The organism is Aliarcobacter skirrowii CCUG 10374, from assembly GCF_003544835.1.
Lineage (GTDB): Bacteria > Campylobacterota > Campylobacteria > Campylobacterales > Arcobacteraceae > Aliarcobacter > Aliarcobacter skirrowii.
Genome location: NZ_CP032099.1, coordinates 1,447,650 through 1,473,214, shown reverse-complemented (window position 1 = coordinate 1,473,214; position 25,565 = coordinate 1,447,650). Strand labels below are relative to the sequence as shown.

The 25,565-nt window shown below is 27.2% G+C and carries 20 protein-coding genes; 18 read left to right on the top strand and 2 right to left on the bottom strand.

The genetic code is table 11. From position 1 onward, the window contains the following. Nucleotides 1-37: 37 nt before the first annotated feature. Both ASKIR_RS07700 and ASKIR_RS07695 read right to left on the bottom strand, forming a co-directional pair. Complete coding sequence (locus ASKIR_RS07700) at nt 38-778, bottom strand: DsbC family protein (protein WP_066350008.1); 741 nt, start codon at nt 776-778, stop codon at nt 38-40. Between the two features lie 65 nt (nt 779-843). Then, nucleotides 844-1,743 (bottom strand): AEC family transporter, encoded by a 900-nt coding sequence (locus ASKIR_RS07695; RefSeq protein WP_066350009.1) that lies wholly within the window; start codon nt 1,741-1,743, stop codon nt 844-846. Nucleotides 1,744-1,861: 118 nt separating this feature from the next. On the opposite strand from ASKIR_RS07695, the gene ASKIR_RS07690 reads away from it, so the two are divergent. The 18 genes from ASKIR_RS07690 to ASKIR_RS07585 all read left to right on the top strand — a co-directional run bounded on the left by ASKIR_RS07690 (nt 1,862) and on the right by ASKIR_RS07585 (nt 25,506). Next, a complete protein-coding gene (locus tag ASKIR_RS07690; protein ID WP_066350011.1) occupies nt 1,862-2,443 on the top strand; it encodes an NAD(P)H-dependent oxidoreductase in 582 nt (193 codons plus the stop codon). A gap of 30 nt (nt 2,444-2,473) precedes the next feature. Beyond that, nucleotides 2,474-3,103: an NAD(P)H-dependent oxidoreductase gene (locus ASKIR_RS07685; protein WP_066350012.1), complete on the top strand. Its 630-nt coding sequence runs from the start codon at nt 2,474-2,476 to the stop codon at nt 3,101-3,103. Nucleotides 3,104-3,152: 49 nt separating this feature from the next. Continuing rightward, complete coding sequence (locus ASKIR_RS07680; protein WP_066350014.1) at nt 3,153-4,646, top strand: leucine-rich repeat domain-containing protein; 1,494 nt, start codon at nt 3,153-3,155, stop codon at nt 4,644-4,646. 87 nt (nt 4,647-4,733) lie between these two features. Further along, entirely contained in the window at nt 4,734-6,332 is a 1,599-nt protein-coding gene (locus ASKIR_RS07675) for an ABC-F family ATP-binding cassette domain-containing protein (protein WP_115588178.1), read from the top strand. Between the two features lie 79 nt (nt 6,333-6,411). Continuing rightward, nucleotides 6,412-8,043 (top strand): ShlB/FhaC/HecB family hemolysin secretion/activation protein, encoded by a 1,632-nt coding sequence (locus ASKIR_RS07670; protein WP_066350018.1) that lies wholly within the window; start codon nt 6,412-6,414, stop codon nt 8,041-8,043. A 15-nt stretch (nt 8,044-8,058) separates the two neighbouring features. Continuing rightward, on the top strand, nt 8,059-14,796 hold the full coding sequence (locus ASKIR_RS07665) for a two-partner secretion domain-containing protein (protein WP_115588179.1): 6,738 nt from the start codon (nt 8,059-8,061) through the stop codon (nt 14,794-14,796). Next, nucleotides 14,793-15,101: a hypothetical protein gene (locus ASKIR_RS07660; protein ID WP_115588180.1), complete on the top strand. Its 309-nt coding sequence runs from the start codon at nt 14,793-14,795 to the stop codon at nt 15,099-15,101. The genes ASKIR_RS07665 and ASKIR_RS07660 overlap by 4 nt, the downstream gene beginning before the upstream one ends. A gap of 311 nt (nt 15,102-15,412) precedes the next feature. Next, on the top strand, nt 15,413-16,018 hold the full coding sequence (locus ASKIR_RS07650) for a hypothetical protein (protein WP_115588182.1): 606 nt from the start codon (nt 15,413-15,415) through the stop codon (nt 16,016-16,018). Then, complete coding sequence (locus ASKIR_RS07645) at nt 16,008-16,232, top strand: hypothetical protein (RefSeq protein ID WP_066349813.1); 225 nt, start codon at nt 16,008-16,010, stop codon at nt 16,230-16,232. The genes ASKIR_RS07650 and ASKIR_RS07645 overlap by 11 nt, the downstream gene beginning before the upstream one ends. 5 nt (nt 16,233-16,237) lie before the next feature. Continuing rightward, nucleotides 16,238-17,755, top strand: a complete 1,518-nt coding sequence (locus tag ASKIR_RS07640; RefSeq protein WP_115588183.1) for a hypothetical protein — start codon at nt 16,238-16,240, stop codon at nt 17,753-17,755. Further along, nucleotides 17,748-17,936, top strand: coding sequence for a hypothetical protein (locus ASKIR_RS07635; RefSeq protein WP_066349814.1), 189 nt, complete (start codon nt 17,748-17,750; stop codon nt 17,934-17,936). The genes ASKIR_RS07640 and ASKIR_RS07635 overlap by 8 nt, the downstream gene beginning before the upstream one ends. A 298-nt stretch (nt 17,937-18,234) precedes the next feature. Then, nucleotides 18,235-19,149 carry a hypothetical protein gene (locus tag ASKIR_RS07625; protein ID WP_115588184.1) on the top strand — a complete coding sequence of 305 codons (915 nt, stop codon included), beginning with the start codon at nt 18,235-18,237 and terminating at the stop codon, nt 19,147-19,149. After that, the gene (locus ASKIR_RS07620) at nt 19,139-19,360 is read left to right on the top strand and encodes a hypothetical protein (protein WP_115588185.1); all 222 of its coding nucleotides are present in this window, start codon (nt 19,139-19,141) and stop codon (nt 19,358-19,360) included. Before ASKIR_RS07625 ends, ASKIR_RS07620 begins: the two co-directional genes overlap by 11 nt. Nucleotides 19,361-19,362: 2 nt before the next feature. Further along, entirely contained in the window at nt 19,363-20,238 is an 876-nt protein-coding gene (locus ASKIR_RS07615) for an esterase/lipase family protein (protein ID WP_115588186.1), read from the top strand. Nucleotides 20,239-20,450: 212 nt separating this feature from the next. Then, nucleotides 20,451-20,819 (top strand): hypothetical protein, encoded by a 369-nt coding sequence (locus ASKIR_RS07605; protein ID WP_066349834.1) that lies wholly within the window; start codon nt 20,451-20,453, stop codon nt 20,817-20,819. 81 nt (nt 20,820-20,900) lie between these two features. Further along, on the top strand, nt 20,901-21,062 hold the full coding sequence (locus ASKIR_RS10300; RefSeq protein ID WP_165844108.1) for a hypothetical protein: 162 nt from the start codon (nt 20,901-20,903) through the stop codon (nt 21,060-21,062). A 1,038-nt stretch (nt 21,063-22,100) separates the two neighbouring features. Continuing rightward, nucleotides 22,101-22,754, top strand: a complete 654-nt coding sequence (locus ASKIR_RS07590; protein ID WP_115588188.1) for a hemagglutinin repeat-containing protein — start codon at nt 22,101-22,103, stop codon at nt 22,752-22,754. A 175-nt stretch (nt 22,755-22,929) separates the two neighbouring features. Further along, nucleotides 22,930-25,506 (top strand): ATP-dependent Clp protease ATP-binding subunit, encoded by a 2,577-nt coding sequence (locus ASKIR_RS07585; RefSeq protein WP_115588189.1) that lies wholly within the window; start codon nt 22,930-22,932, stop codon nt 25,504-25,506. Nucleotides 25,507-25,565: the final 59 nt, after the last annotated feature.

Sequence of the window (25,565 nt, the reverse complement as noted above, 5' to 3'; positions counted from 1 at the left end):
ATTTTAACACAAAGATATAAAAAGTAAATAAATTTTGCTATTTAACACTAATGTTATAATCAGATAGAAGTTTTACCCAAATAATACTATTTCCATCTTTATCAAAAAGTGCTGGTGTTCCTTGAACTCCTAAGTTTGTTCCAAGTTTTAAATGCTCATCTAAAATTTTCTCTAAACTCTCATTTTGAGATTTTGAGTATTTCATATTTTTAATTTTTGTTAAATCATCTCCAATTTCAAACTCAAAAAAAGCATCAATTTTCTCTTTTGTAGTTTTTTGACTTAGTATATATTTGCTAATATCTCTTGCCTCTTTATGAAAATCAAGTGGATAAAAAAATACTTTGATTTTTACTTTATCTTTAATCTGTTCAAAATATGACTCAAATTTTTTACAATATGGACATTGTGGGTCTGTAAAAAGAATTAACTCTTTATCTCCATTTCCATAAATAAAAGCCTCTTTATTTTTAAGTGGTGTTAAATCAACAGGAGATTTTAGTTGAGTTCCATTTGAACTATTTATTACTGTTCCACTTATTACATATTTTTTATCTTTTGTTACAAAAATCTCATCTTTTGCACCCTGAGCTGATATTTTTAAAATATATAACTCTCCTGCATTAAAAGCTTTTTCAACAGTTATAGAGTTTCTTTTTAAAAGCTCTAAATTCTCAAATTGTGCATATTCACTCTTTTTTAATTCAATAAGATTAGCTTGTGAAAAAGTTAATAAAAATATTGATAAAAATAGAGCATTTTTTACTGTTTTTAACATTTTTTTCCTTTTTTTAAATTTTGTGCTAATAGTACTAAAATATAGTTAATCTTTAGTAAAACTCTTTAGATAATTAAAGAGAAAAAATATGTAGTAACAAATGAGATTAAAATTCCATAACCAACAATTGCAGAACTAAGTCTTGGAGCAAGTCCAGCCATTGCTGCTATTGCACCTGCTGTTATCATTGGAGCCATTGCCGCTTCTAGTATTGATACAGTTCCTGCTAGATTATTCCATCCAAAAATTTTACAAACAATAATTGCAATAATTGGAGCAAAAATAAGTTTAACAAATAAAGCTACACTAAAAGGTTTTATATCCTCTTTGGGAAGTTTAAGTTGAAGTTGAAGTCCTGCTGCTACAAGTGCTACTGGAACAGTTGTTAGAGCAAAAGCCTCTAATACTTTTGTAATAGTTGGATTAAACTCCACTCCAACTAAAAATAGAGCAAAAACTAGCGTTAAAAACGGTGGGAAAGTTAGAACTTTTATAGTGATTAGCTTAAAAGTAACCTTTGTTTTGCTTGTATATAGTGAGACTATAAATGTTCCATATATTGCAAATGCCAAAAAGGTTCCTAGTTGATCATAAACTAGTAAATATGGCATGAAATTATCATTTGGCAAATATGTATCAAGTAGTGGAATACCCAAAAATGAGCTATTTGTCAAAATAGCAACTAGCATTAAGCTTCCAGTTACCTCTTTACTAAAATCAAAAATCTTTGATAAAAAAAGAATTAAAAAAGCACTTAATGTCATAACAAGCCAAGCAACAATTGCTGGAATCATAAGCTCCAAAGAGAAGCTTATTTTTGGTGTTTGTAAAAGTACAATTGCAGGATATGATACATAAAGTACAAATTTATTTAAAGCAATTGAACCATCCCTTTGCATAATATTTAAACGATTTAACATATACCCTAAAAATAGTGCAAATAAAATTAATAATATATTTTCCAAAATCAACCTTTTTCATAAGTAAAGTGGAACTTTATCATAATATGATTTAATTATTTAATATAGAGATTAAGATTATTTTGGTACATTATTGTTTTAAATAATTTTATAAAGGATATATATGAAAAAAGTTTTAATTATAAATGGACATCAATATTATGATGTAGTTGCACGTGGTGAATTAACAAATAAAATAATAGAGAAAGCAAATAAATTTTTTAAAGAAAATGGTTTTGAAGTTAAATATACACACATTGAAAAAGGTTATGATGTAAAAGAGGAGTGTGAGAAGTTTGAGTGGGCTGATGCAGTTTTATTTCAATATCCTGTTTATTGGATGGGAGTTCCTTGGATAGCTAAAAAATATTTTGATGAGACTTTTACTCAAGGAAGACACTATACAAGTGATGGAAGAAGTAGAAGTGATGAGAGTAAAACTTATGGAAGTGGAGGACTTTTAAAGGGTAAAAAATATATGTTAAGTATCACTTACAACTGTCCAAAGAGTGAATTTAATAATCCAAATGGTTTTTTTGATGGATTATCATTAGATGAAGCAAATGTTGCTACTCATAAAACTTTTCAATTTGTTGGATTAGAGCCTTTAAAAACTTACTCTGTTCACGATATTTTTAAAGGTGATTTGGATTTAAATAAAGAGTTAGCTAAATTTGAAGAGACTTTAAGAGAGAATTTTTTATAAAATTACAAAATAGATTAATAGGAGAAAAATATGGAAAAAACTTTTATGGAAGCAATGGATTTTAGACATGCTTGTAAAGTATTTGATGATACAAAAAAGATTAGTGAAGAAGATATAAAATATATTCTTGAAGCAGGAAGAAAATCTCCTAGCTCATTTGGACAAGAGCCTTGGAAATTTTTGGTTATTACAAATCCTGAATTAAAAGCAAAAATAAGACCTTTTTGTTGGGATCAACCACAAATTACAACTTGCTCACACTTAGTTGTAATTTTAGCAGCAATTGAAAGTACAAAACCAACTTCAAGTGAAGTTTTAAGAAAGTTTAATAGAAGAGGACTACCTAAGGATATGGTTGAAGCTTATATTAAAAAATATTCAAGTCACTTAGAAGATACTTTTAGCAGCGATGAAAAAACTCTTGCTTGGACATCAAGACAAACATATATTGCAATGGCAAATATGATGACAGCTGCAGCTATTAAAGGAATTGATTCTTGTCCAATTGAAGGGTTTGAAAAACAAAATGTAGAAAAAGTTTTAAACTTAAATACAAAAGAGTATCAACTAAGTGTAATTGTTCCTTTTGGATATAGAATAAAAGAGCAAAGTAAACAGTTAAGAGAAGATTTAGACAAAATTGTTGAATATATTAACTAAAGCTGTAAAATGCTAATATAATCAATATTTTTATTAAATAAGGGATTAAATGCTAGTTAATGTTAGTGAGATAGAAAATTGGTTAAGAGAGTATGGTATAAGTAACTACCATATTTCAGATGATTTTTATGTTTCAGTTCAAGGTAATGTAAACTTAAGTGAAAAGTTAAAAGGAGAGAAACTTCCAGTTAAGTTTGATAGAATTGATGGTTATTTTGATATAAGTAACAATGAACTTCCTAGCCTTGAGGGTTGTCCAAAAATTGTTATGAAAGATTTTAACTGTTCACACAATAAACTAACATCTTTATTTGATTGTCCTGTTGAGGTTGGTGATTTTGATTGTTCTCATAATAATCTAAAAAACCTATCTTATGGTCCAAAAGAGGTAAAAGGTTTTTATGATTGCTCATTTAATGAACTAACATCAATAAAAGCTAGTCCAAGAACTGTAAGAGGACACTTTAAGTGTAATAATAATCGTCTAACTACACTTGAAGGTGGTCCAAAAAGTATTGATACATATTTTGATTGTTCAAATAATATTTTGGAGAGCTTAATTGGTGGACCAATTACAGTTAAACAAGATTATATTTGTAATACAAACAGAATAACTGAACTTGATGGTGTTGCTGATGAGATTGGTGGAGATTTAATTACAGATATTAAGTTAAATATCAATCCAAAATCAGAAGAGGATCAAGTATATAAATATAATGGTAGAGAGGCAGTTTCTCATATTTACAGACCTTTAGTTGCTCTTACAAATGCTGAAGATATACAAGCTTGGCTTGATAAGTTTGATATAAAAGGAACTACAATTTTGCCTGATAACTCTGTTGATGTTCAAGGTGATGTAAAACTTTCAAATAGACTTCCAAACCTTACAAAATTACCTTTAAATTTTAATTATGTTGATGGAGATTTTGATATAAGTGAAAATGAGCTTGTATCTTTAGAAGGTTGCCCAACAAGAGTTGGTGGAAGTTTTTTTGCTCATAAAAATGAGTTGGTATCTTTAAGAGGAGGACCAAAAGAGGTTAAAGGAAGTTTTGTAATTTTACATAATAATATTACATCTCTTCAAAACTCTCCAACTGTTGTAAAAGATGACTATATCTGCTCTCACAATCCATTAAGAACACTTGAAGGGATAAATACAGTTTTAGGGTATGTATTTACGGGAGTTTATATTCCAAGACTAAAATGTCAAAAATATAACTACAAAGGGATTACAACTTATAAATATCCAGGTGATGCTGTTATGAAATATCTTGATGAGGAGTATATCTCTTTAACAGATGAGGAGAAAGCATTTGAATCTACAAAGAAAAACTTAGAGAAAGTTATAAAAAAGATGTTAAATGCAAATACTTTAACAAAAGAGATGGTAACAGATCAACTTATAAAAAATCTTACAAAATATCAACTTGATCAACTAAAAACAAAAGTTTTATGGATTAAAAATCCACCAAATGAAGATAATAGCGATATTATAAGTGAAGATGATATTATGAAACTTGCTTTTGAGAAAGAGCTTTAAGCTCACTCTTAAGGCAAAAACTTTTTAATTTGGATATAATCGCCAAAAATTAATCAATAAAATTATACAAAATGGAGTTATTAGAATATGGTTCAAACAGTTAATTTAAAAAAAGCATTTGGTGCTAGAGTTCTTTTTGCGGATATAAACTTAAAACTTGATAGCGGGAAAAGATATGGACTTATAGGAGCAAATGGTGCTGGAAAAACAACTTTCTTAAAAATTCTTTCAGGTCAAGAAGAGGCAACTGAAGGTGAAGTGCAAATTCAAAATGGAAAAAAAGTTGGAGTTTTATCACAAAATCAATTTGCTTATGAAAACTTTTCAATATTTGATACAGTTTTAATGGGAAATAAAAGACTTTATGATGCTATAAAAGAGAAAGAAGAGCTTTATATGAGTCCTGAGTTTACTGATGAGATAAATAATAGGCTAGCAGAGCTTGAGATTATTTGTTGTGAAGAGGATCCAACTTATGAGTATGATATTAAAGTTACAAAGATTTTAGAGGATTTAGGATTTCCAGCTTCAACTCAACAAAATTTAATGAGCACTCTAACAGGTGGTGATAAAGTTAAAGTTCTTTTAGCACAAGTTCTTTTCCCTAAACCTGATATTCTATTTTTAGATGAACCTACAAATAACCTTGATATTGAAACTATTTCATGGCTTGAAAATCAACTTCAACACCACGATGGTACAATGGTAGTTATCTCTCACGATAGACACTTTTTAAATGCTGTTTGTACAAATATACTTGATGTTGATTTCAAAAAAATTAGAGAGTTTAGTGGAACTTATGATGATTGGTATATAGCTTCTACATTAATTGCAAAACAACAACAAGCAGATGTAAATAAAAAACAAAAAGAGAAAGAGGAGCTTGAGAAGTTTATTGCTAGATTTAGTGCAAATGCTTCAAAAGCAAAACAAGCTACAAGTAGACAAAAACAACTTGATAAACTTGATATTCAAGCTATTGAAGTATCAAGTAGAAGAGATCCATCTATTATTTTTAGACAAAAAAGAGAGGTTGGAAAAGAGCTTTTAACTGTTAAAAATATCTCAAAATCTTATGGAGATAAAGTTGTATTAAAAGATGTATCATTTACTTTAGAAAAAGGTGATAAAATAGCTTTAATTGGAGCAAATGGTATAGGAAAAACAACTTTATGTGAAATTTTAATGGGTAATATAAAAGCTGATAGTGGAGAGATTTTATGGGGAGCAACTATTCAAAACTCATATTTCCCACAAAATACAACAGATATTATAAAAGGTGATATGACACTTTATGATTGGTTAAGAGGTTTTGATAGAGATGCTGATATAGCAGAGATTAGAAACTGTTTAGGAAGAATGCTTTTTAATGGACAAGAACAAGAGAAAAAAGTAGATGCTTGTAGTGGGGGAGAAAAACATCGAATGATGCTCTCTAAAATCATGCTTGAGCAAGGAAATTTTTTAGTTCTTGATGAACCTACAAACCACCTTGACCTTGAGGCAATTATTGCTTTAGGTGAAGGACTTCACCAATATGCGGGATCTGTAATTTGTGTATCTCACGATAGAGAGCTCCTTGATGCTTATGCAAATAGAATTATTGAGATTCAAGCAGATGGCTCAATTTTAGACTTCAAAGGAACTTACGAAGAGTTTATTGAATCAAAAGGTCTTACTGCTTAAAATTTCTTTATAAAATATAGTTTATAAGTGAAACTACACATTCGCTTATAAATTAATAGTGTAAGGGGAAACATAAAAAATGAGAAATATTTATATATTTTTCTTTATAACTCTAAATATATATGCAAACACTCCTTTAGATATAGTAAATAAACAAATCCAAGACTTAGAACAAAAAAGAGTATTTGAAGAGCAAAAAGCAAATAAAGCAAAAAAAAATGAAAAGCTTTTTGATAAAAATATAATAAAAATAGATCAAGACCTAGATGAAAAAAGTTGTATAAATATCAAAAATATTTATATAAGAGGTGTTACTGTTTTTGAAGATGGTTATTTTGATAAAATTATTGAACCATATTTAAACAGATGTAATGGTATTAGAAATTTATCAAATTTAAGAGATAAAATTACAAATAAATATATAGATAGTGGATTTATTACAAGTAAAGCTTATATAAAAGCTCAAGATTTAAATAATAATAGTTTTGTTATAGATGTATTTGAAGGAAAAATAGAAGAAATTTTATCAAAAGATGTAAATAGTTCAAATCTTTATTTAAATTATAAAAATAGAGTTTTAAATATAAAAGATTTAGAAGTAGCTCTTATGCAAGGTGATAGATTAAATTCACAAAATTTAGATTTACAATTATATGCTGGTAATGAACCATTTTATACAAAGATATATATAGAAAATAATAGCCAAAAAAATTCATATTATGGAACTATTGGAGTAAATAATTTTGGAACAGATTATACAGGTAAATATCAGATATATAATAATTTAAATTATGAAAACCTTTTAAATATAAATGATATTTTATCTTTTAATTTAAATACTACAAATAATGCCTTAAAAACAAAAAATAAAACTATAGGTAGTTCTATAAATTATTCAGTTCCTATTGAAAGAGCTTTATTTAATCTTTTTTATAATTACTCAAACTATAAACAGATAAATAGTGATTTCTTTGGAAATGATTTTCTTTCAAATGGTGATAATTACTCTTTTGGTGTAGAGATGGAATATAAGCTTTTTCATAATATTAACAATAATCTTAGTTTTATAATTAATTATGAAGATAAGAGTACAAGAAATTATTTAAATAATGCAAAACTTGATTTACAAAGTTATAAAATTAGACCTATTGGATTTGGATATAAACATAGTTATGTATCAAATAGTTTTGATTTTTATAGTAAGCTTTTATATCATAAAGGTATATCAGGTTTAAAAGAGGAGTTTTCTGAACAAAATATCTATTTTGATAAATTTACTTTAGATTTTGGTTTTAATAAATATTTTGATAAATTACATAATTTACAATATAACTTATTGTTTAGAGGTCAATATTCAAATAATAATCTTTTTGGAACAGAAGAGATAAGTGTAGGTGGGATTTATAGTGTTAGAGGCTTCAATAATATAAGTTTGAGTGGAAATAAGGGATTTTATTTAAGAAATGAAATCTTACAAAGATATTATATAAGCCAAGTTGTAATTATGCCTTATGTAGGTTTTGATTATGGATATATAGATGATAATATTTATAGTAATGCTGGAAGTATAAGTGGAACAGCATTTGGAAGTAGATTTTATTACAAAGATGTGAGTTTTGAAATCTTTTATAATAGACCTAAAAAAGAGACAGAATATACAAAAGAGCAAAGCTCTGATTTTTATGGATTTAGTATAGTTTATAGTTTTTAGGAGGGGGGAATAAAAATGAAAAATTATATAAAAAAAATAATTTCATTACAAATAACAACAAGCTTGTTTTTACAACAAACTCTAATAGCTAATAATTTGGCAGTAGATACAACTGCACCAAAAAATAATCAAGCAAATATAGAAAAAGCTAGAAATGGGGTTCCAGTTGTAAATATAGTGGCTCCAACTCAAAGTGGTTTATCTCACAATAAGTTTAGCGATTATAATGTGAATAAAGATGGACTTATTTTAAATAACTCAAATAAGCAAGAGGTAAATACACAACTTGCAGGTTATATTTATGGAAATGAGAACTTAAGAAATGGTACAGCAAAAACAATTTTAAATGAAGTAACAAGTAAAAATAGGACATATTTAAAAGGATTTACAGAAGTAGCAGGAGATAGGGCATCTGTAGTTGTAGCAAACCCAAATGGTATTTATATAAATGGTGCTGGATTTATAAATACTTATAAAGCAACTATCACAACAGGAAATCCAAATATTATTAATCATGAGCTAAGAGGGTTTGATATAAAAACTGGACAAATAGATATAGATGGAAGTGGCTTAAATGTTTCAAATGTAAATAAAGCAGAACTTTATGCAAAGACAGTTAGTTTGAATGCAAAAATATATGCACAAAATCTTGATGTAGTAACTGGAGAGAATAAGATATTACAAGATGGAACTATTAAAAATATAGAAGATGTAGTAAAAGAGAAACCACTTTTATCATTAGACTCTAGCTCTTTGGGTGGAATATATGCAAATAAAATAAGCTTAATTGGAACACAAAAAGGTGTAGGAGTAAATCTTCCTATTGAGATAATTGCTCAAGATAGTTTAGTTTTAAGTGCAGATGGGAAAATATTTTTAGATAAAGTAAGTTCAGAAAAAGATGTAGATATAGTTTCTAAAAATGACTCTATAAATACAAATATTGTTTATGCAAATAGTATAAATATGGAAGCAAAAAATGATATAACGAATGAAGAACTTATTATTGCACAAAACAGTATTAGTTTGAAAGCCAATGATATTGTAAATAAAAATGCAATAGCAACACTTAATAAAGATATAGATATAACTGCTAAAAATCTTACAAATTATAATACTATTTATTCAAACGATAGTGTAAATTTATATGTAGAAGATACTCTTTTAAATAGTACAAATAGTAGTGTAGTAGATTTGGCAAATGAAAAGGCAACTATTGAAGCAAAAAATAGTATAAGTATAAAAGCTAATAGAGTTATAAATGATAAAGCAATAATAAAAACTCAAAATAAAAATATAAATATAGAAGCTTTTAGCCTAGAAAATCTAGCTGGTAATCCAAATATAAAAGGCTCTTATATACAATCTGGAAATTCAAAATCGATTCAAAATGGTACAAGAATAAATACACAAACAATAGCAAGAGATAGAACTGGGAATACCTACAATGCTTTTACAATATATACAGATGTTATGAGTTATGATAAAAATTATATCTACTCTTCTATCATATCAGGTAATGATATGAATATAATAAGCAATAATATAAAAAATAACTATTCATTAATATTCGCACAAAATAATATAAATATAGAAGCTAATACCTTAGCAAATATATCAACAGATATTGTAAAATTAGTAACAACTCATAAAGATATCTATCAAAATGAGAGGTATTGTAAACATAAAGTTTTAGGAAAATGTGTAGACCATAGTAATCGTTCAGCTTATAGAGGTAGACAAACTACTTACAATGTAGAGGTAATAGATAGTGTAAACTCTACAATCCAAGCAGGTGGTAAAATATTTGCAAATTTAGATAAATTAGAAAATGGAATGCTAGAGAATAAAACATTAGAGTTTGATACATATAACTCTTTTAATAGTAGTTTGTTTAAAAATATACCTTTAAATAAAGATGAAGAGGGAAACTATAAACTACCAACAAATAGATATTCACTATTTACAACAACCAATCCAAATAAAAATCCAGAGTATCTAGTAGAGAGTAATCCTTTATATACAAACTATGATAACTACATAGGAAGTTCATATTTCTTTGATAAGGTTGGATATAGTCAAGATAGAAAAATAAAAAGATTAGGGGATGCAGCCTATGAAACAAAATTAGTAAGTGATGCAATTTATAAACAAACAGGACAAAGAGTTTTAAATCCAGATTTCCAAAATGAGAATGAACAGTTTGTAGTATTGATGGAAAATGCAGTAAATCTTAGTGGTATTTTAGAGTTAGAATTGGGTAAACCTCTATCTAAAGAACAAATAGATAATCTTACAGAAGATATAGTTTGGATGGAGGAGCAAATTGTAGATGGACAGCTAGTTTTGGTACCTGTTGTATATTTGGCAAAAGATTACAAATCTCAAGGTGCAACTATAATAGCAAATAACATAGAGTTAGATGTAAAAGAGAGTTTAAATAACAGCGGAACTATAAAATCAAATCAAAATATGAATGTAAAAGCAAATAGTATCACAAACAATTCGGGAGTATTGCTATCTCGTGGGAAAGCCACACTTATTTCAAATGAGGATTTTATAAATAAAAATGGTGGGCAGATTAAAGGAGATGAAATAGCTATTGCTTCACTAAATGGAAGTGTGATAAATGAGACATATTCAAATACCTATACAGAAGATAGTGTTTTAAATAAGAGAACTCTATTTGGAACTAAACAGGTAAAAAATGGAGATTTTACAAATACCGAAATAGGAAAAACAAGCACTATAGAAGCTACAAATGGAAACTTAGTAATCCAAGCAAAAGAAGATATTACAAATATCGGAGCAAATATAAAAGCACAAGAGAGTGTAGTGTTGCAAACAGAAAAAGGAGATATAAACCTAAATGCAATAAAAAAAGAGAGTGGACATAATCTATATTTTAGTGGAGGATTTGATAAGAGTAAAGATGTAGAGTATCAAATATCAGATATAGAAGCAAATAATATAATAATGCAAAGTGGAAATGATATAAATCTACAAGCAAGTAAGCTAAATGCAACAAATGATATAAATCTAAATGCCAAAAATGATGTAAATGTACAAGCTTTAAATAGCCTAAGATATACAGACCGACAGATAACAACAAAAGGAACATTTAGTAAAAAAACAACAAGAGATATGGAGTATAAAGAGAGTGTAAATTCAAGTGAGTTTAATGCAGAGAATATTTATATAAATTCAGGGAATAATATAAACCTAGAAGCCACAAAACTAAAAGCAAAAGAGAATATAGTTGTAGATGCAGATAAATCAATAAATATTTTAGCAAAAGAGTATAAAGAGGGAAGTCTACATCAAACAAATAAATCATCATTTGGTGGATTGAAAAAGAGCTTGGATATTAGCTCAACAGATGCTTTAAAACTAAATAGTGCTTTACTTGAAACACAAGCTGCAAATATAGTTTTAAATTCAGGAAAAGATATAAATATACTTGCAAGCCAGATAAATAGTGGTGCAGATATCCAACTAAAAGCATTGGAAGATATATTAATAGCAAGTCAAAGTGAATATCTAGCAAAAAAAGAGGTACACGAGAAATCTAGCTTCAATTTAGCAGGATTAGTATCACTTATAGTACCAGTTGAAACAACACTTTATTCTCAAGAGATAAGTAAAAATGATAAAGTAAATTCTACAAATGTATCTAGTAGCTTAAATGCAAAAAATGATATAAAAATAGATAGCGGAAGCACAACAATAGTTGGTTCAAATTTAGAAGCAAACAATATTGATATAAAAGCAGATACGGGTGAGATAAATATTGGTTCAAGCCAAGATTTAGAAAATATGAGCTCTTTTGAGAGAAAAATAGAAGTAGGGCTTTCGGATATAACAAGTGTAATAAAAGATCAATATAAAGATTTGATGAAAGGTAATACAAAACTAAAGTTTGAATTAGGAAGTGCCCAATTTGATGAAGTAGATCAAAGCTCTCAAAGAGTTATAAATAATGCATCAAGCCTAAAAGCACGAGAGAGTATAAGTTTAGATAGCTTAAGTGATATAAATATAGTAGGAAGTAATTTACAATCAGAAGATAGTATAACATTAAGCTCAACGGTTGGAGATGTAAATATATTAAGCTCAACAGATAGTTATAGCCAAAATATAGATGAGAAGCATGGAAGTGCAAAGATAAGCTTAACATTACAAAATGAGTATGTAGAGATAGCACAAGCAGTAGATAGTGCAGTAAAGAGTGCAGAGCAACTAAAACAGACCAAAGATGATTACAGTAACTATAAGAGTGAAGTAAAAAAACTAGAAAACAATTTGTCAAAATTAAAACAAAGTTATAAGAATAAAGAAGTAGGAGTAGATTATAGTGATATAGAAGATTTGAGTGACTTTATAGATAATCTAAAATCACAAGAGAAATACTATGTAGCAGCAATTTCTAGTGCAACAGCAGATTTGGCAAGTAAAACAACAGCAATAGCTACTCAAAGTGCAGCAGCTGCTGCTTCAAGTGGAACATTAGGGTTTAGTGCAGGTTTATCTTTAGATGTAGATGGAAGTAAAACAAATACTCAAAATAAAACAACAAGCTCAAACTCATCGAACCTAGTATCAAACAGTATAACAATAAATACAAAAGAAGATACAAATATTATTGGTTCAAACCTAGTAGCAAATGATAGTTTAAATATAAATACAACAAACCTAAATGTAAAAGCTTCTCAAGATACAACAAGTATAAGACAAGATAGCGAGAGTTTAAATGGGAGTGTAAACTTCACAATGTATGGAGGAGGTGGAGGAACTGCATCTTTAGGAGGAGGGAAACAAAGTTTCCAAAGTGATAGTGTAGTAAATAATAACTCACAACTATTAGCAAATAATATGAATGTAAATGTAAAAAATGATGCAAGTTTTATAGGAGCAAATGTAAAAGCAAATGATACATTAAATTTAAATGTAGGGAATAACTTAAGCTTAGAATCTTTAAGAGATGAATACTCTTCAAATCAATCAGGGTTTAATGTAAATGCAGGAGTAGGTATAGGAAGTGGAGGTAAAGAAGCAAAGAGAGCACCAAGTACAGATATAGGAAAAGTATCATCTGTAAACTCTGGAATTTCTATGAATAATGGAGTAAGTCAAAGTAAACAAACAGTTCTAAGCTCTATAACAGGAGATAATGTAAATATAAATGTAGGAAATAATACACACTTAAAAGGTTCATTAATATCTAGTGATGAAGATAATCTAAACCTAACAACAAATACCCTAACATTTGCAAACTTATCAAATAGCTCATACTCTTCAAGTAAAACTATAGGTGGAAGTATAAGTAGTAATGTAAAAGGAGATGTTTCAAACCTAGGATATAACTCTGAGAATTCATTAGAAACAAATGCAAGTAAAACATTAGCAACATTAGGAAAAGGGAATATCATAATCAAAGATAAAGAGAATTCAGATGATATAACAAAACTAAACCAAGATGTAAATGCTATAAATAAAGATTTGTACTCAAGCCAAACAGGAACAAAAGTAGATGCAACTTTGGATACAAGATTGCTAACAGAAGAGGGAAGAAAAGAGATAAAAGATGATATTTATACAGCAAGTGCAATAGCAAAAGCAATAGAACAGATAGTTACAACAGATAAAGCAAGTATAGTAGATTTTTTTGATGAAACACAACAAAATGTAGATGTGTATAATGCAATGAAAACAAAGATAGCAAATAGTGATGAACTATCAAAATATTTGCAAGACCCAAACTTAGACCCATTGGTAAAACAAAATATGCTACAAGAGATAGCAAGTACAGTAATGCAAGAGTTAGGATATGTTGTAAATGATGTAAAATTAATAAGTACAGATGAAACAGGAACAAATAATACCCAAGTAAAAGGTTATTATGACCCAAATACAAATATATCTTATGTAAATGATAAATATAATAACTCAACAAGTGAATTAGTATCATCAACGGGACATGAGATAATGCATGATATGGATAAACAAAATAATATATTTGTTGCAAATGATAAAGACCAAAATATCTATGCAACAAACTTTGGGGATAACTTAGCATACTATACAGATGGAGCATTGAATATAGTAAATGGAGGAAACCTAGCAAGTACAAATAATCATAATAATGGAATGGTAACAGAGTATCCATCAGTATTTAATACTTCAGTTAATATGCTAAATACAAATAATCAAGAGTTTGCTGGGCTTGATAAAAGTAATGGGGATGATTTAGTAATTTATTGGGGTGGACAAGCAAGTGCATCTATGGGAGTATCAGGGGCAACAAGTAAAGGTTCTTTCTCAAATATCAAATTTGAAGATGGAAAATTCATTAAAGAAAGTGGAGATTATATTAGCGTAGAAGCAGGGGCTGGAACACCATCTGCTTCAGGTGGAGGAGTGTTTGGAATAGTATTTACTAATGATGTAAATAATTTTAAAGGAAGTTATCTAAATCATGGTGGTTCAGTAGGTTTATGGGGAGTAGATGTAACAAATACAACTATAAGTAAAGAAACTAATCAAAGTACAACAGGAATTTCTTTTTCTGTTAATACTCCAGGAGCAGAAGGACATATTAGAGTAGGAAATACTAAGGCTACAATAAATAATACAAAAGAATTATTAGATTTTAATCCAGCTATAAATTTATATAATGATACTAAAAATAATATAAATGACTTTTTTAATTCTATTCCTAATTTATTTAATAAAGATACAAAGGAAGAGAAATGAGTAAGTTATTATTTATTATACAAATTTGTATAATATTGTATATAATAAAAATGTATTTATCTATATTACCAAATAAAAATAATTTACCTTTTAAAAAAACAAAAAAACAATACAAAAATTTTGTACCAGATTATGATTATAAGATGTTTTATTTTCATTATGAAATAGATAAAGAACACCCAAAATATAAAGATTTTGATTTTGATAAGTTTGATAATCTATTAGAGTCAAAAATGCTATTAAGAAATATATTAATATTTTTGATAATTATAATACAACTATTTAGTTATATATTTATTGATTAAAAATAAAAAGGAAGAGAAATAATGGAATTTTTATATTTTTTAATTTTACTATATATAATAATATTATTAGGATATATTCAATTATTTATTTTGAATAAATATAAATTAAAAGAAAAATGTTGGCTTTTACCGTTGATTATTTCTAAATGGTATGAATGTTATGAAGTAGATATCAATTCTAATGAATTTATTAAAGATAATCGGAAAATACAAAGTTATTGGAAAAGATTGAAATATTTAATTCCTATATGTATTATTCTTTTTATTTTTCTTTAATTAACTCTAATGAATAGATAAAATAAAAGATTGTGATGAATAATTTTTATAATAGTTCTTTGGCAAGTACAAATAATCATAATTTAGGGATAGTAACAGAGTATCCATCAGTATTTAATACAAATAATTTATTAACTGGAAATAATAAAGAGTTTGCTGGACTTGATAAAAGCAAAGGGGATGATTTACCAGTAATTCCAATAGCTATATTGGGAGTAACTGCTTTTCAAACTTATCTTAATACACCAACAAATGAGAATGATATACATAGAGGAATAGAAGGAGAAATAGATAAAAATATGAATCAACCAATGAAAAAAGTAATAAATAAATCAGAAGAAGTAATAAATCAATTTGGAGAGGATTTAAATACTTTATATATAAAAAGAGATGATATAGCACAAGATATTTCAAGTGCTTATCGTAATATGCCAGATTGGGCTAGAAAATCAAGTATAGATATAGCAATGACAATAACTGAATATGGTTCTACAGTTTGGCTTCCAAAACCTATATTAAACTCTTATGATATTTACTCTGGTCAGAATTTTGATACTTATCCTACATCAATTTGGGGAGGGATAGGATATGGAAATGACAAATTAATAGAGTATGAAAAGAATAAGAATAATGAAAAATAGTTTAGCATCAAAAGTAAATGGTATATTTTTAACGGCAATATTTTCCATAATAATGGGAATAATAACAATATTAAGTCCATCGTATACTAAGTGGGGTAATGATATAGTTTCAAATATAATTATAGGAATAATATATGTAATAATAGGTTCTATTGTAGCCATAGTTCAAATTATTTCTATCTATAAAAGTTATAAAAAAGATAAAGAAAATTAAAATAAATGAAAAATATTATCTTATCTATATTTTTAATTGTTCAAAATTTAAATGCTTATTTAAATATAAATGTAGGAAATAATACACACTTAAAAGGTTCACTTCTAGCTAGTGATAGTGATAACCTAAACCTAACAACAAATACCCTGACATTCGCAAACTCATCAAATAGCTCTTACTCATCAAGTAAATCAATAGGTGGAAGTGTAAGTAGTAGTGTAAATGGAGATGTATCAAGTGTAGGGTATAACTCTGAGAATTCATTAGAAACAGAGGCTAGTAAAACCCTAGCAACTTTGGGAAATGGAAATATCACTATAAAAGATATTGAAAACTCAGATGATTTAACAAAACTAAACCAAGATGTAAATGCTATAAATAAAGATTTGTACTCAAGTTCAACTGGAACAAAAGTAGATGCAACTTTAGATACAAGACTTCTTACAGAAGATGGAAGAAAAGAGATAGCTGAAGATGTAGAAAGATCAAAAAGATTGGGACAAGCAGTAGCTGATGTAGTAAGTTCAGATTCTTTAAATATTAAAGATACATTTGATCATATAGGAGATGTGCAAAAAGATTTAGATGTACAAAAAGCTTTAGCTTTAAATGATAATGGACAAACAATAAATATATTAGAAAATCAACAAAACTACTCTCAAGAACAAATAGATAAAGCAATAAATGATTACGCACAAATATATGCAAGTACATATGGAGTAAATATAGAAGAAGCGAAGATGGCTGTTTTAAATGATAAATATGGTTCAACATATACAAATAAAGATAATACAAACTCAAATATCTACCTTGATAAAACAAATAATCAAAATGCTTTAAGCTCTTCAAATACCCTAGGACATGAAGTAGCCCATGTAAGACAAAATCAAGGACAGACATATCTAAGAGAAACAACTCAACTGCAAGAAGAGTACTCAGATTTGTTTGGTAAATACTCATCAAGTGGATTGGATTTTTCATCAAATACATATAACTATGTAAAACTAGATATAAATAAAACAAATGGATTAAATTCATATGGTGATATAAATGTATTAAATATAAACACAAAACAATATCTGCAAGATGTATCTAGGGTTAATAGTGGTGATGGTAGAATTGATGACTTGAGTTATGATGAAGCTAAAGATATGATAAAAAATGTAAAGGGAATGGTTATATATAAAAAGCCTGATGAAATAGGTGGATATATGGTTGGAACACCTGAACAAGCTATGAATTATTTAATGACTGGAAAAACAGAAGAAGAAAAAAATAAACTTTTTGTAAATAGAATCCAAAGAGATATTGGTAAAGGTTTTGTTGGATTAGGTAATAGTTTAAATGAATTATATAACTTAGATACATCAAAAATGACACCCCAACAAAGACTTATGTTTGATTATTTAAATTTAAAAGTAGTTACTGTTCCAGCGTATGGTGGTAGTAAAAATAATCCAGTAAACCAATCATCAAATATTATAATTAATGAAATAAATAAAGTTGGAGAAAAAAATGAATAATCTTATTGCAGGTTTAAGTTCAAGACAAGGTAGTGGTATATATGTCTTTCTAAATTTAGAATGGATACTTCCAATTTCAACAGTGATAGTTATATTAATTTATTATCTTGATAATCAAAGAAAAAAGAATAATAGTAAAGACAAAGAACAAAATAAGAAAACAGGTGATGAAAATGAGTAATTATATATTTATTCTAATAGGGCTTTCTTTTATTGTATTAGGGCTTGTTCTGGAACATAATAGATATATTTTTGATGATAGTGAAACGGCAGGATATACTGGTTTTTTTTTATATTTATTTGGGATTTTTATTTTTTCATTCCAGTTTGTAATTTGGGGTATTAGAATACTAATAGCAATATTTAAAGAATTGTGGAATGAGTATAAGAGTAGAAAATAGTAAAAAAGTATGGGATTAATTTTTTCTCGTTCACAACATCCTCGTTGGAAATGCAGAAGTAAAAAGTAAGGGTAAAAATTGAGCATAAACCTAATATTAAATAAAAATCTATTGTCAAACCTAGTATCAAATAGTATAGCAATAATTACAAAAGAAGATACAAATATAGGAACAAATAATACACAAGTAAAAGGATATTATGATTCAAATACACAAACAAGTTATGTAAATGATAAATATGCTAACTCAACAAGTGAATTAGTATCATCAACGGGACATGAGATAATGCATGATATGGATAAACAAAATAATATATTTGTTGCAAATGATAAAGACCAAAATATCTATGCAACAAACTTTGGGGATAACTTAGCATACTATACAGATGGAGCATTGAATATAGTAAATGGTGGAAACCTAGCAAGTACAAATAATCATAATAATGGAGTAGTAACAGAGTATCCATCAGTATTTAATACAAATAATTTATTAAATGCTAATAATAAAGAGTTTGCTAATATTAATAAAAGTGGTGGAGATGATTTACCAGTAATTCCAATAGCAATATTGGGAGTAAGTGCTTTTCAAAGTTATCTTAATGCACCAACAGATGAGAATGATATACATAGGGGAATAGAGGGGCAGATAGATAAAAAGATGAATGAACCAATGAGAAATGTAATAAATAAAACAGGAGAAGTAATAAATCAATTTGGTAATGATTTAAATACTTTGTATGTAAAAAGAGATGATATAGCACAAGATATTTCAACTGCTTATCGTAATATGCCAGAAAATTATAGAAGATTAACTATAGATACAGCAATGACAATTTTTGAAAAAGGAATCACAGCTCCTTTTTCACCAGTTTTTAGTGCAGGATATGATTATTATTCAGGAGAGAATTTTATAACACATCCTACTTCTATTCCTGGAGCATTAGGTTATATAAATAATAAAATGTATGAAAAGGAGGATAGTAATGGGAAATAATATTTACTCAAGAACAAATATTTTTATAACAGGATTATTCTTTATTTTAGCAGGGATACTTACTATTTTATATCCTTCTTTAGTGGAATATAAATGGGGGGACAAAGATGGAGAATCATCTCTGTTAGTAGGAACAGCTTATATTATAATAGGTTCTATTGTAGCCATAGTTCAAGGTATTTCTATTTATAAAAGCTCTAAAAAAGATTAACTGTGAATAATGAAGTAGCCCATGTAAGACAAAACCAAGGACAGACATACCTAAGAGAAACAACTCAACTGCAAGAAGAGTACTCAGATTTGTTTGGTAAATACTCATCAAGTGGATTGGATTTTTCATCAAATACATATAACTATGTAAAACTAGATAGTAATAAGACAAATAGTTTGAACTCAATAAATGATATAAATATACTAAATACAAATACAAAACAGTATCTGCAAGATGTAGCTAAAGCTAATAGTGGTGATGGTAGAATTGATGACTTGACAATATTTGTACACGGAACATACTCATCACCAAAAGATGCAGATAAGGATTTTTTAGAAGCCGTTGGTAAAACTTATAATGAAACAGTTTATCAGTTTGATTGGAGTGGTAAAGATGGAACAGAAAATGGTAGTGGTGCTGATAATAGTTTTTGGTCAAGAGCTAATGCTGGATTGAGATTAAGTGAATTTGTAGAAAACTATGAATTTAAAGATGGAGAACCTTTAAATATAATAGGACACTCTCACGGTGGAAATGTAATTAAAGATTTTACACAGTTTTATCAAGGAGATAAAAAGATAGATAATGTAGTATTTATGGGAACACCAGTAAGAAAGGATTATCCAATAGATTATAGTAAATTTAGTGAAAATTCATCAATTAAAAATGTATATGATACAAGTGATGTGGTTCAAAAATTAGGAGGAAGTGATGTGCAATTTGGAGTTTTTGGAGTTAATATAGATAAAATAGGAATGGGAGATAGAAATATAAATAACCCTAAAGTTCAAAATATAGAAGTAGAAAGTGGAAATCATCCAAAAAATAGTCATTCAGATTTAGATAGCAAAAAAGTATGGGAACAATTTAATGATTAAAAATTTACCAAATATATTAATTCCTTTTTATTTAATAGTTCTTATAGCATTGATAATTTTAATATTACAACTAAATATTTTTAATTTAAGTACCGAAGATGTTGGTTACAATTCTTTAATTTTATTTTCAATAATAATTTTTTTATTATTACCTTTACAACTATTTTTACTATTTATTAAATTAATTTATTTTTTATGGGAAAGTTATAAAAATGAAAAATAAACCTAAAATGTTAGTTGCAATCAGCTATTTTCATAAAAAAAAAGATAAATTAAAACTTAAAAAATCTAGATATAAAAGAAGTTCAAGAAAGGTTAAATACTATAGCAATAATGACGAAAGTTTAATAAAAATAGTACCCATTAAAAATTGTACTTTAAAAGATATTGAAGAAACTCTACTGAAAATTTTTCCAGATAAAGAACACACTTTTATAGATGAATATGGAAATGAGTATCTTAGTGGATATTATAATGTTACACCTAAAATAAAAAAGACACTATTTGAAAAATTCAAGATAGAAATTGATATAGAAAGTTTTGATTGTTTTATAGGAGAAGAATATGAGTCAGATATATAAACACGGAATGACAAGTATAATTTATTTTTTAATAAGATAAAAAGGAAGAGAAATGAGTAAGTTATTATTTATTATACAAATTTGTCATCACTTGGATATGATTCAAGAATACAAGATGGAACAAAAAATATTAGAGTAGAAAGTGGAAATCATCCAATAAATAGTCATTCTGATTTAGATAGTGTTAAAGTATGGGAGCAATTTAATGATAAAAGCATTAATTTTAATAACAAAAATAAATAGTATGGTAATAATTTAAAATGTATTTAAATAAGTCAGTATTTGTTTTTATATATTTGTTTTTACTTTTAAATTTAATATTTTTTATAATAATAGTTTATTTAAAAGGAGAGTTTTGGGGTTATATTGGCTTTTTTATACATTTTCTTTATCAAATTATAGAACCATTGGCTTTCATTTCTATTTTAACATTAATATTACATAAAATAAGAATATTTATTTTATTTTTACCTACATTTATAAATATCTTAATTGATTATTTTATAAAAGGCACAATAATAACTTCTGATTATATATGTTATGAATTTTTATTTGGATTTTCAGTATGTAATATACTTTTTTCACTTGTCATATTACAACTTATAATTTCATTTATATATTATATTTTTTCTATATTTAGAAAAATAAATAGTGATAAAGTTGATAATGTTGAAGTGGAAAGTGGGAATCACCCAAAGAAAAGCCATTCAAATATGGATAGTAAAGATGTTTGGAAGCAGTTTAATGAAAAATAAAATTATAGCAATAATTTGTGTATACATAATCTTTATTTTTGTTTATATAGATAATAATTCAAATATAGAAGTATTAACTAAAATGTTAATACTATTTTGGATGCTTCTTTTTTTGAATAATAGTGAAGGTAAAAAAATATTTTTTATTTTTTATTTTTTATTTTTTATTTTTTATTTTTTATCAAATTCTGAGACTGATAGACATATGTCCAATTTCTTATTTATAATAATTGGTTTATTGTTTCCTATGTATAGTATTGTTTCATTAAATATAATAAGAATAAACTACAAGTATTTTCTTAAGTATAATGGTGTATTTTTGATTGTAATATTAGTCTTCTTTTTTAGGGATTATTTTGGATTTAAAACAGGTATTGCAAATATGACATATACTAAATTTGATATATTTTTGTTTATCTTAACTGTGGTACAAATTTTATTTGCAATTTATTTTTCCAAATTAATATTGTTAATTTTTAAAAGAAAAGTTTCTTCAGAAAATTATTTCAAAAATAAAAGGTAAAAATTGAGTATAAACCCAATAGTAAATAAAAATTTATTGTTAAACCTAAATGGAAAAAATATCATTATAAATGCAGATGAGAAATTAAGTACAAATACAAATATAGTAGCAAATGATAGTTTGAATATAAATACAAAGAACCTAAATGTAAAAGCTTCTCAAGATACAAACCAAACAAGCCAAGATAAAAAGAGTATAAATGGAAGTGTAAACCTAACAATGTATGGAGGTGGAGGAGAGACTGCATCATTAGGTGGAGAAAAACAAAGTTTCCAAAGTAATAGTGTAATAAATAATAACTCACAACTACTAGCAAATAATATGTATGTAGATGTAAGAAATGATGCAGTATTCCAAGGAGCAAATCTAAGAGCAGAAGATACACTAAATTTAAATGTAGGGAATAATCTAATAGTTGAAAGCTTAAGAGATGAATCATCTTCAAATCAATCAGGATTTAATGTAAACGCAGGAATAGGATTTGGGAGTGGAGGAAAAGAAGGACATAGAGTACCAAGCATAGATATAGGCGATGTATCATCTGTAAACTCTGGAATTTCTATGAATAATGGAGTAAGTCAAAGTAAACAAACAGTTCTAAGCTCAATAACAGGAAATGAAATAAATATAAATGTTGGAATGACCCCAAGATGGTAGACACTTTTTTTATTCAGTTAATACCTTAGATTGAGTAACACTTTTATTTTATCTTTTCTCAAATTCTTTTAGAGTTATAAAAAATTCTATATATTCAAATAATATTATGTAATACTTGACATTATCTGACTAAAGTTATATAATCCAATTAGCAATTAAACATTAGGAGTGCTAAATGAATAATATATTTGAAAAAATGACAAATCAACTAAGAGAAGCTATTGATAGTGGTTTAAATCTAGCTTTGCACAATAAAAATCAAGAGATAGAAGTAGTACATATTTTGTGGGCTTTGCTTACAAATACAAATTCAGTATTAAATCAACTATTAAATAAAATGAATGTAAACAAAGCTGCAATTGAACTTGAAGCAAAATCAAATGCAAGTAGACTTCCAACTGTAAGTAGTGTTACAAAAGAGAATATTAAAGTATCAAAAAAATTATACGATAGTTTTCAAAAAGCAGCTGGACAGATGTCAAGTTTGGGAGATAGTTATATAGCAATTGACTCATGGCTTATAGCAAACTTCGATGAGCCAACAATCAAAGAAATTTTAGGAAAATATATAGATTTAAAAGAGGCAAAAAAAGAGCTTGAGGCAATTCGTGCTGGAAAAACTATAGATAATCAAAGTGCTGATGATAATTTGGAAGCTTTAAATAAATATGGAATAGATTTAAATAAACAAGCAATTGATGGAAAACTAGATCCCGTTATTGGAAGAGATGAGCAAATAAACAGAATGATGCAAATTTTGATAAGAAAAACAAAAAACAATCCAATATTGCTTGGAGAACCAGGTACTGGAAAGACTGCAATTGCTGAAGGTTTGGCTCAAAGAATTGTTTCAAAAGATGTTCCAACATCTTTATTAAATAAAAGGGTAATTGCACTTGATATGAGTTCACTTATTGCAGGTGCAAAATATAGAGGAGAGTTTGAAGATAGACTTAAATCTGTAATTGATGAAGTTAAAAAAGATGGGAATATAATTTTATTTATAGATGAGATTCATACAATTATAGGTGCAGGTGCTAGTGAAGGAAGTATGGATGCTGCAAATATTTTAAAACCAAGTCTTGCACGTGGTGAACTTCACACAATTGGCGCAACAACACTAAAAGAGTATAGAAAATATTTTGAAAAAGATCAAGCAATGCAGCGAAGATTTCAACCTGTTAAAGTTGATGAACCAACTGTAAATGAGGCTTTGCAAATTCTAAGAGGTATTAAAGAGAAACTTGAAACTCATCACAATGTTACCATAAATGATAGTGCATTAGTTGCAGCTGCAAAATTATCAAATAGATACATTACAGATAGATTTTTACCTGATAAAGCAATAGATTTAATAGATGAAGCAGCAGCTGAACTTAAAATGCAAATTGAGAGTGAACCAACAGCACTTTCAACAATAAAAAGAGAGATTCAAACTTTGCAAGTTGAAAAAGAGGCTTTAAAAATGGAAAAAAGCCAAAAAAATGAAGATAGAATAAAAGAGATAGAAAAAGAGCTTGCAAATAAAAATGAAGAGAAACAAAATCTTGAAGCTAGATTTGAAAATGAGAAACATACATTTAATTTAACAAGTGAGTTAAAAACAAAAATTGATGAGCTTAAAACTAAAGCAAATATTGCAAAACGAGAGTCAAAATTTGAAGAGGCTGCAAAAATAGAGTATGGAGATATTCCAGAGTTAGAGAAAAAAATAAAAGAGAATGAAGAGAAATGGGCAATTATGCAAAAAGAGGGAACTCTTTTAAGAAATAGTGTTGATGAAGAAAGCATAGCAACAATTGTCTCTAAATGGACACAAATTCCTGTAAATAAGATGCTTGATAGTGAAAAGCAAAAAGTTTTAAGAGTTGAAGAGGTTCTAAAAAAAGATGTTATAGGTCAAGATGAAGCAATCAAAGCAATAAGCAGAGCAATTAAGAGAAATAAAGCTGGACTTAGTGAAGTTAATCGTCCTATAGGAAGTTTTTTATTTTTAGGACCAACAGGAGTTGGAAAAACAGAGAGTGCAAAAACATTAGCAAAATTTTTATTTGATGATGCAAAATCACTTATTAGATTTGATATGAGTGAATATATGGAAAAACATGCTGTTTCAAGACTTGTAGGAGCAGCTCCAGGTTATGTTGGATATGAAGAGGGTGGGCAGTTAACTGAAGCTGTTAGAAGAAAACCTTATAGTGTAATACTTTTTGATGAGGTTGAAAAGGCACATCCAGATGTATTTAATATACTTTTACAAGTTTTAGATGATGGAAGATTAACTGATAATAAAGGTGTTACAGTTGATTTTAAAAATACAATTATAATTTTAACTTCAAATATTGGAAGTGCTAGAATAATTGAAATTAGCGATAAAGAGCAAAGAAGAAAAGCTGTAATGGATGAGTTAAAAGCTCATTTTAGACCAGAGTTTTTAAATAGACTTGATGATATTGTAATTTTTGAGCAGTTAAATTTAGATGCTATTACAAATATTGTTGATATTTTATTTGCAAATATAGAGAAAAAATTACTTGAAAAAGATATAAAAATATCACTATCAAAAGAGGCAAAAGAGTATATTGCAAAAATAGGATTTGATCCAGTTTATGGAGCAAGACCACTAAAAAGAGCAATTTATGAAATAGTTGAAGATAAACTAGCTGAGCTTATTTTAGAAGATAAAATAAAAGAGCAAAGTTGTGTTGATTTTGATTTAGAAGATGAAAAGATAGTAGCAAAAATATCTTAAAGCAAAGAATAGTTTAAGTAAGATTTGCCTATAATCCACAACTTAATTTTGAAAATTTA

Coding starts and splice junctions, on each gene's coding strand:
- ASKIR_RS07700 (WP_066350008.1), bottom strand. CDS start 778: ATGTTAAAAACAGTAAAAAATGCTCTATTTTTATCAATATTTTTATTA.
- ASKIR_RS07690 (WP_066350011.1), top strand. CDS start 1,862: ATGAAAAAAGTTTTAATTATAAATGGACATCAATATTATGATGTAGTT.
- ASKIR_RS07685 (WP_066350012.1), top strand. CDS start 2,474: ATGGAAAAAACTTTTATGGAAGCAATGGATTTTAGACATGCTTGTAAA.
- ASKIR_RS07680 (WP_066350014.1), top strand. CDS start 3,153: ATGCTAGTTAATGTTAGTGAGATAGAAAATTGGTTAAGAGAGTATGGT.
- ASKIR_RS07675 (WP_115588178.1), top strand. CDS start 4,734: ATGGTTCAAACAGTTAATTTAAAAAAAGCATTTGGTGCTAGAGTTCTT.
- ASKIR_RS07670 (WP_066350018.1), top strand. CDS start 6,412: ATGAGAAATATTTATATATTTTTCTTTATAACTCTAAATATATATGCA.
- ASKIR_RS07665 (WP_115588179.1), top strand. CDS start 8,059: ATGAAAAATTATATAAAAAAAATAATTTCATTACAAATAACAACAAGC.
- ASKIR_RS07660 (WP_115588180.1), top strand. CDS start 14,793: ATGAGTAAGTTATTATTTATTATACAAATTTGTATAATATTGTATATA.
- ASKIR_RS07650 (WP_115588182.1), top strand. CDS start 15,413: ATGAATAATTTTTATAATAGTTCTTTGGCAAGTACAAATAATCATAAT.
- ASKIR_RS07645 (WP_066349813.1), top strand. CDS start 16,008: ATGAAAAATAGTTTAGCATCAAAAGTAAATGGTATATTTTTAACGGCA.
- ASKIR_RS07640 (WP_115588183.1), top strand. CDS start 16,238: ATGAAAAATATTATCTTATCTATATTTTTAATTGTTCAAAATTTAAAT.
- ASKIR_RS07635 (WP_066349814.1), top strand. CDS start 17,748: ATGAATAATCTTATTGCAGGTTTAAGTTCAAGACAAGGTAGTGGTATA.
- ASKIR_RS07620 (WP_115588185.1), top strand. CDS start 19,139: ATGGGAAATAATATTTACTCAAGAACAAATATTTTTATAACAGGATTA.
- ASKIR_RS07605 (WP_066349834.1), top strand. CDS start 20,451: ATGAAAAATAAACCTAAAATGTTAGTTGCAATCAGCTATTTTCATAAA.
- ASKIR_RS07585 (WP_115588189.1), top strand. CDS start 22,930: ATGAATAATATATTTGAAAAAATGACAAATCAACTAAGAGAAGCTATT.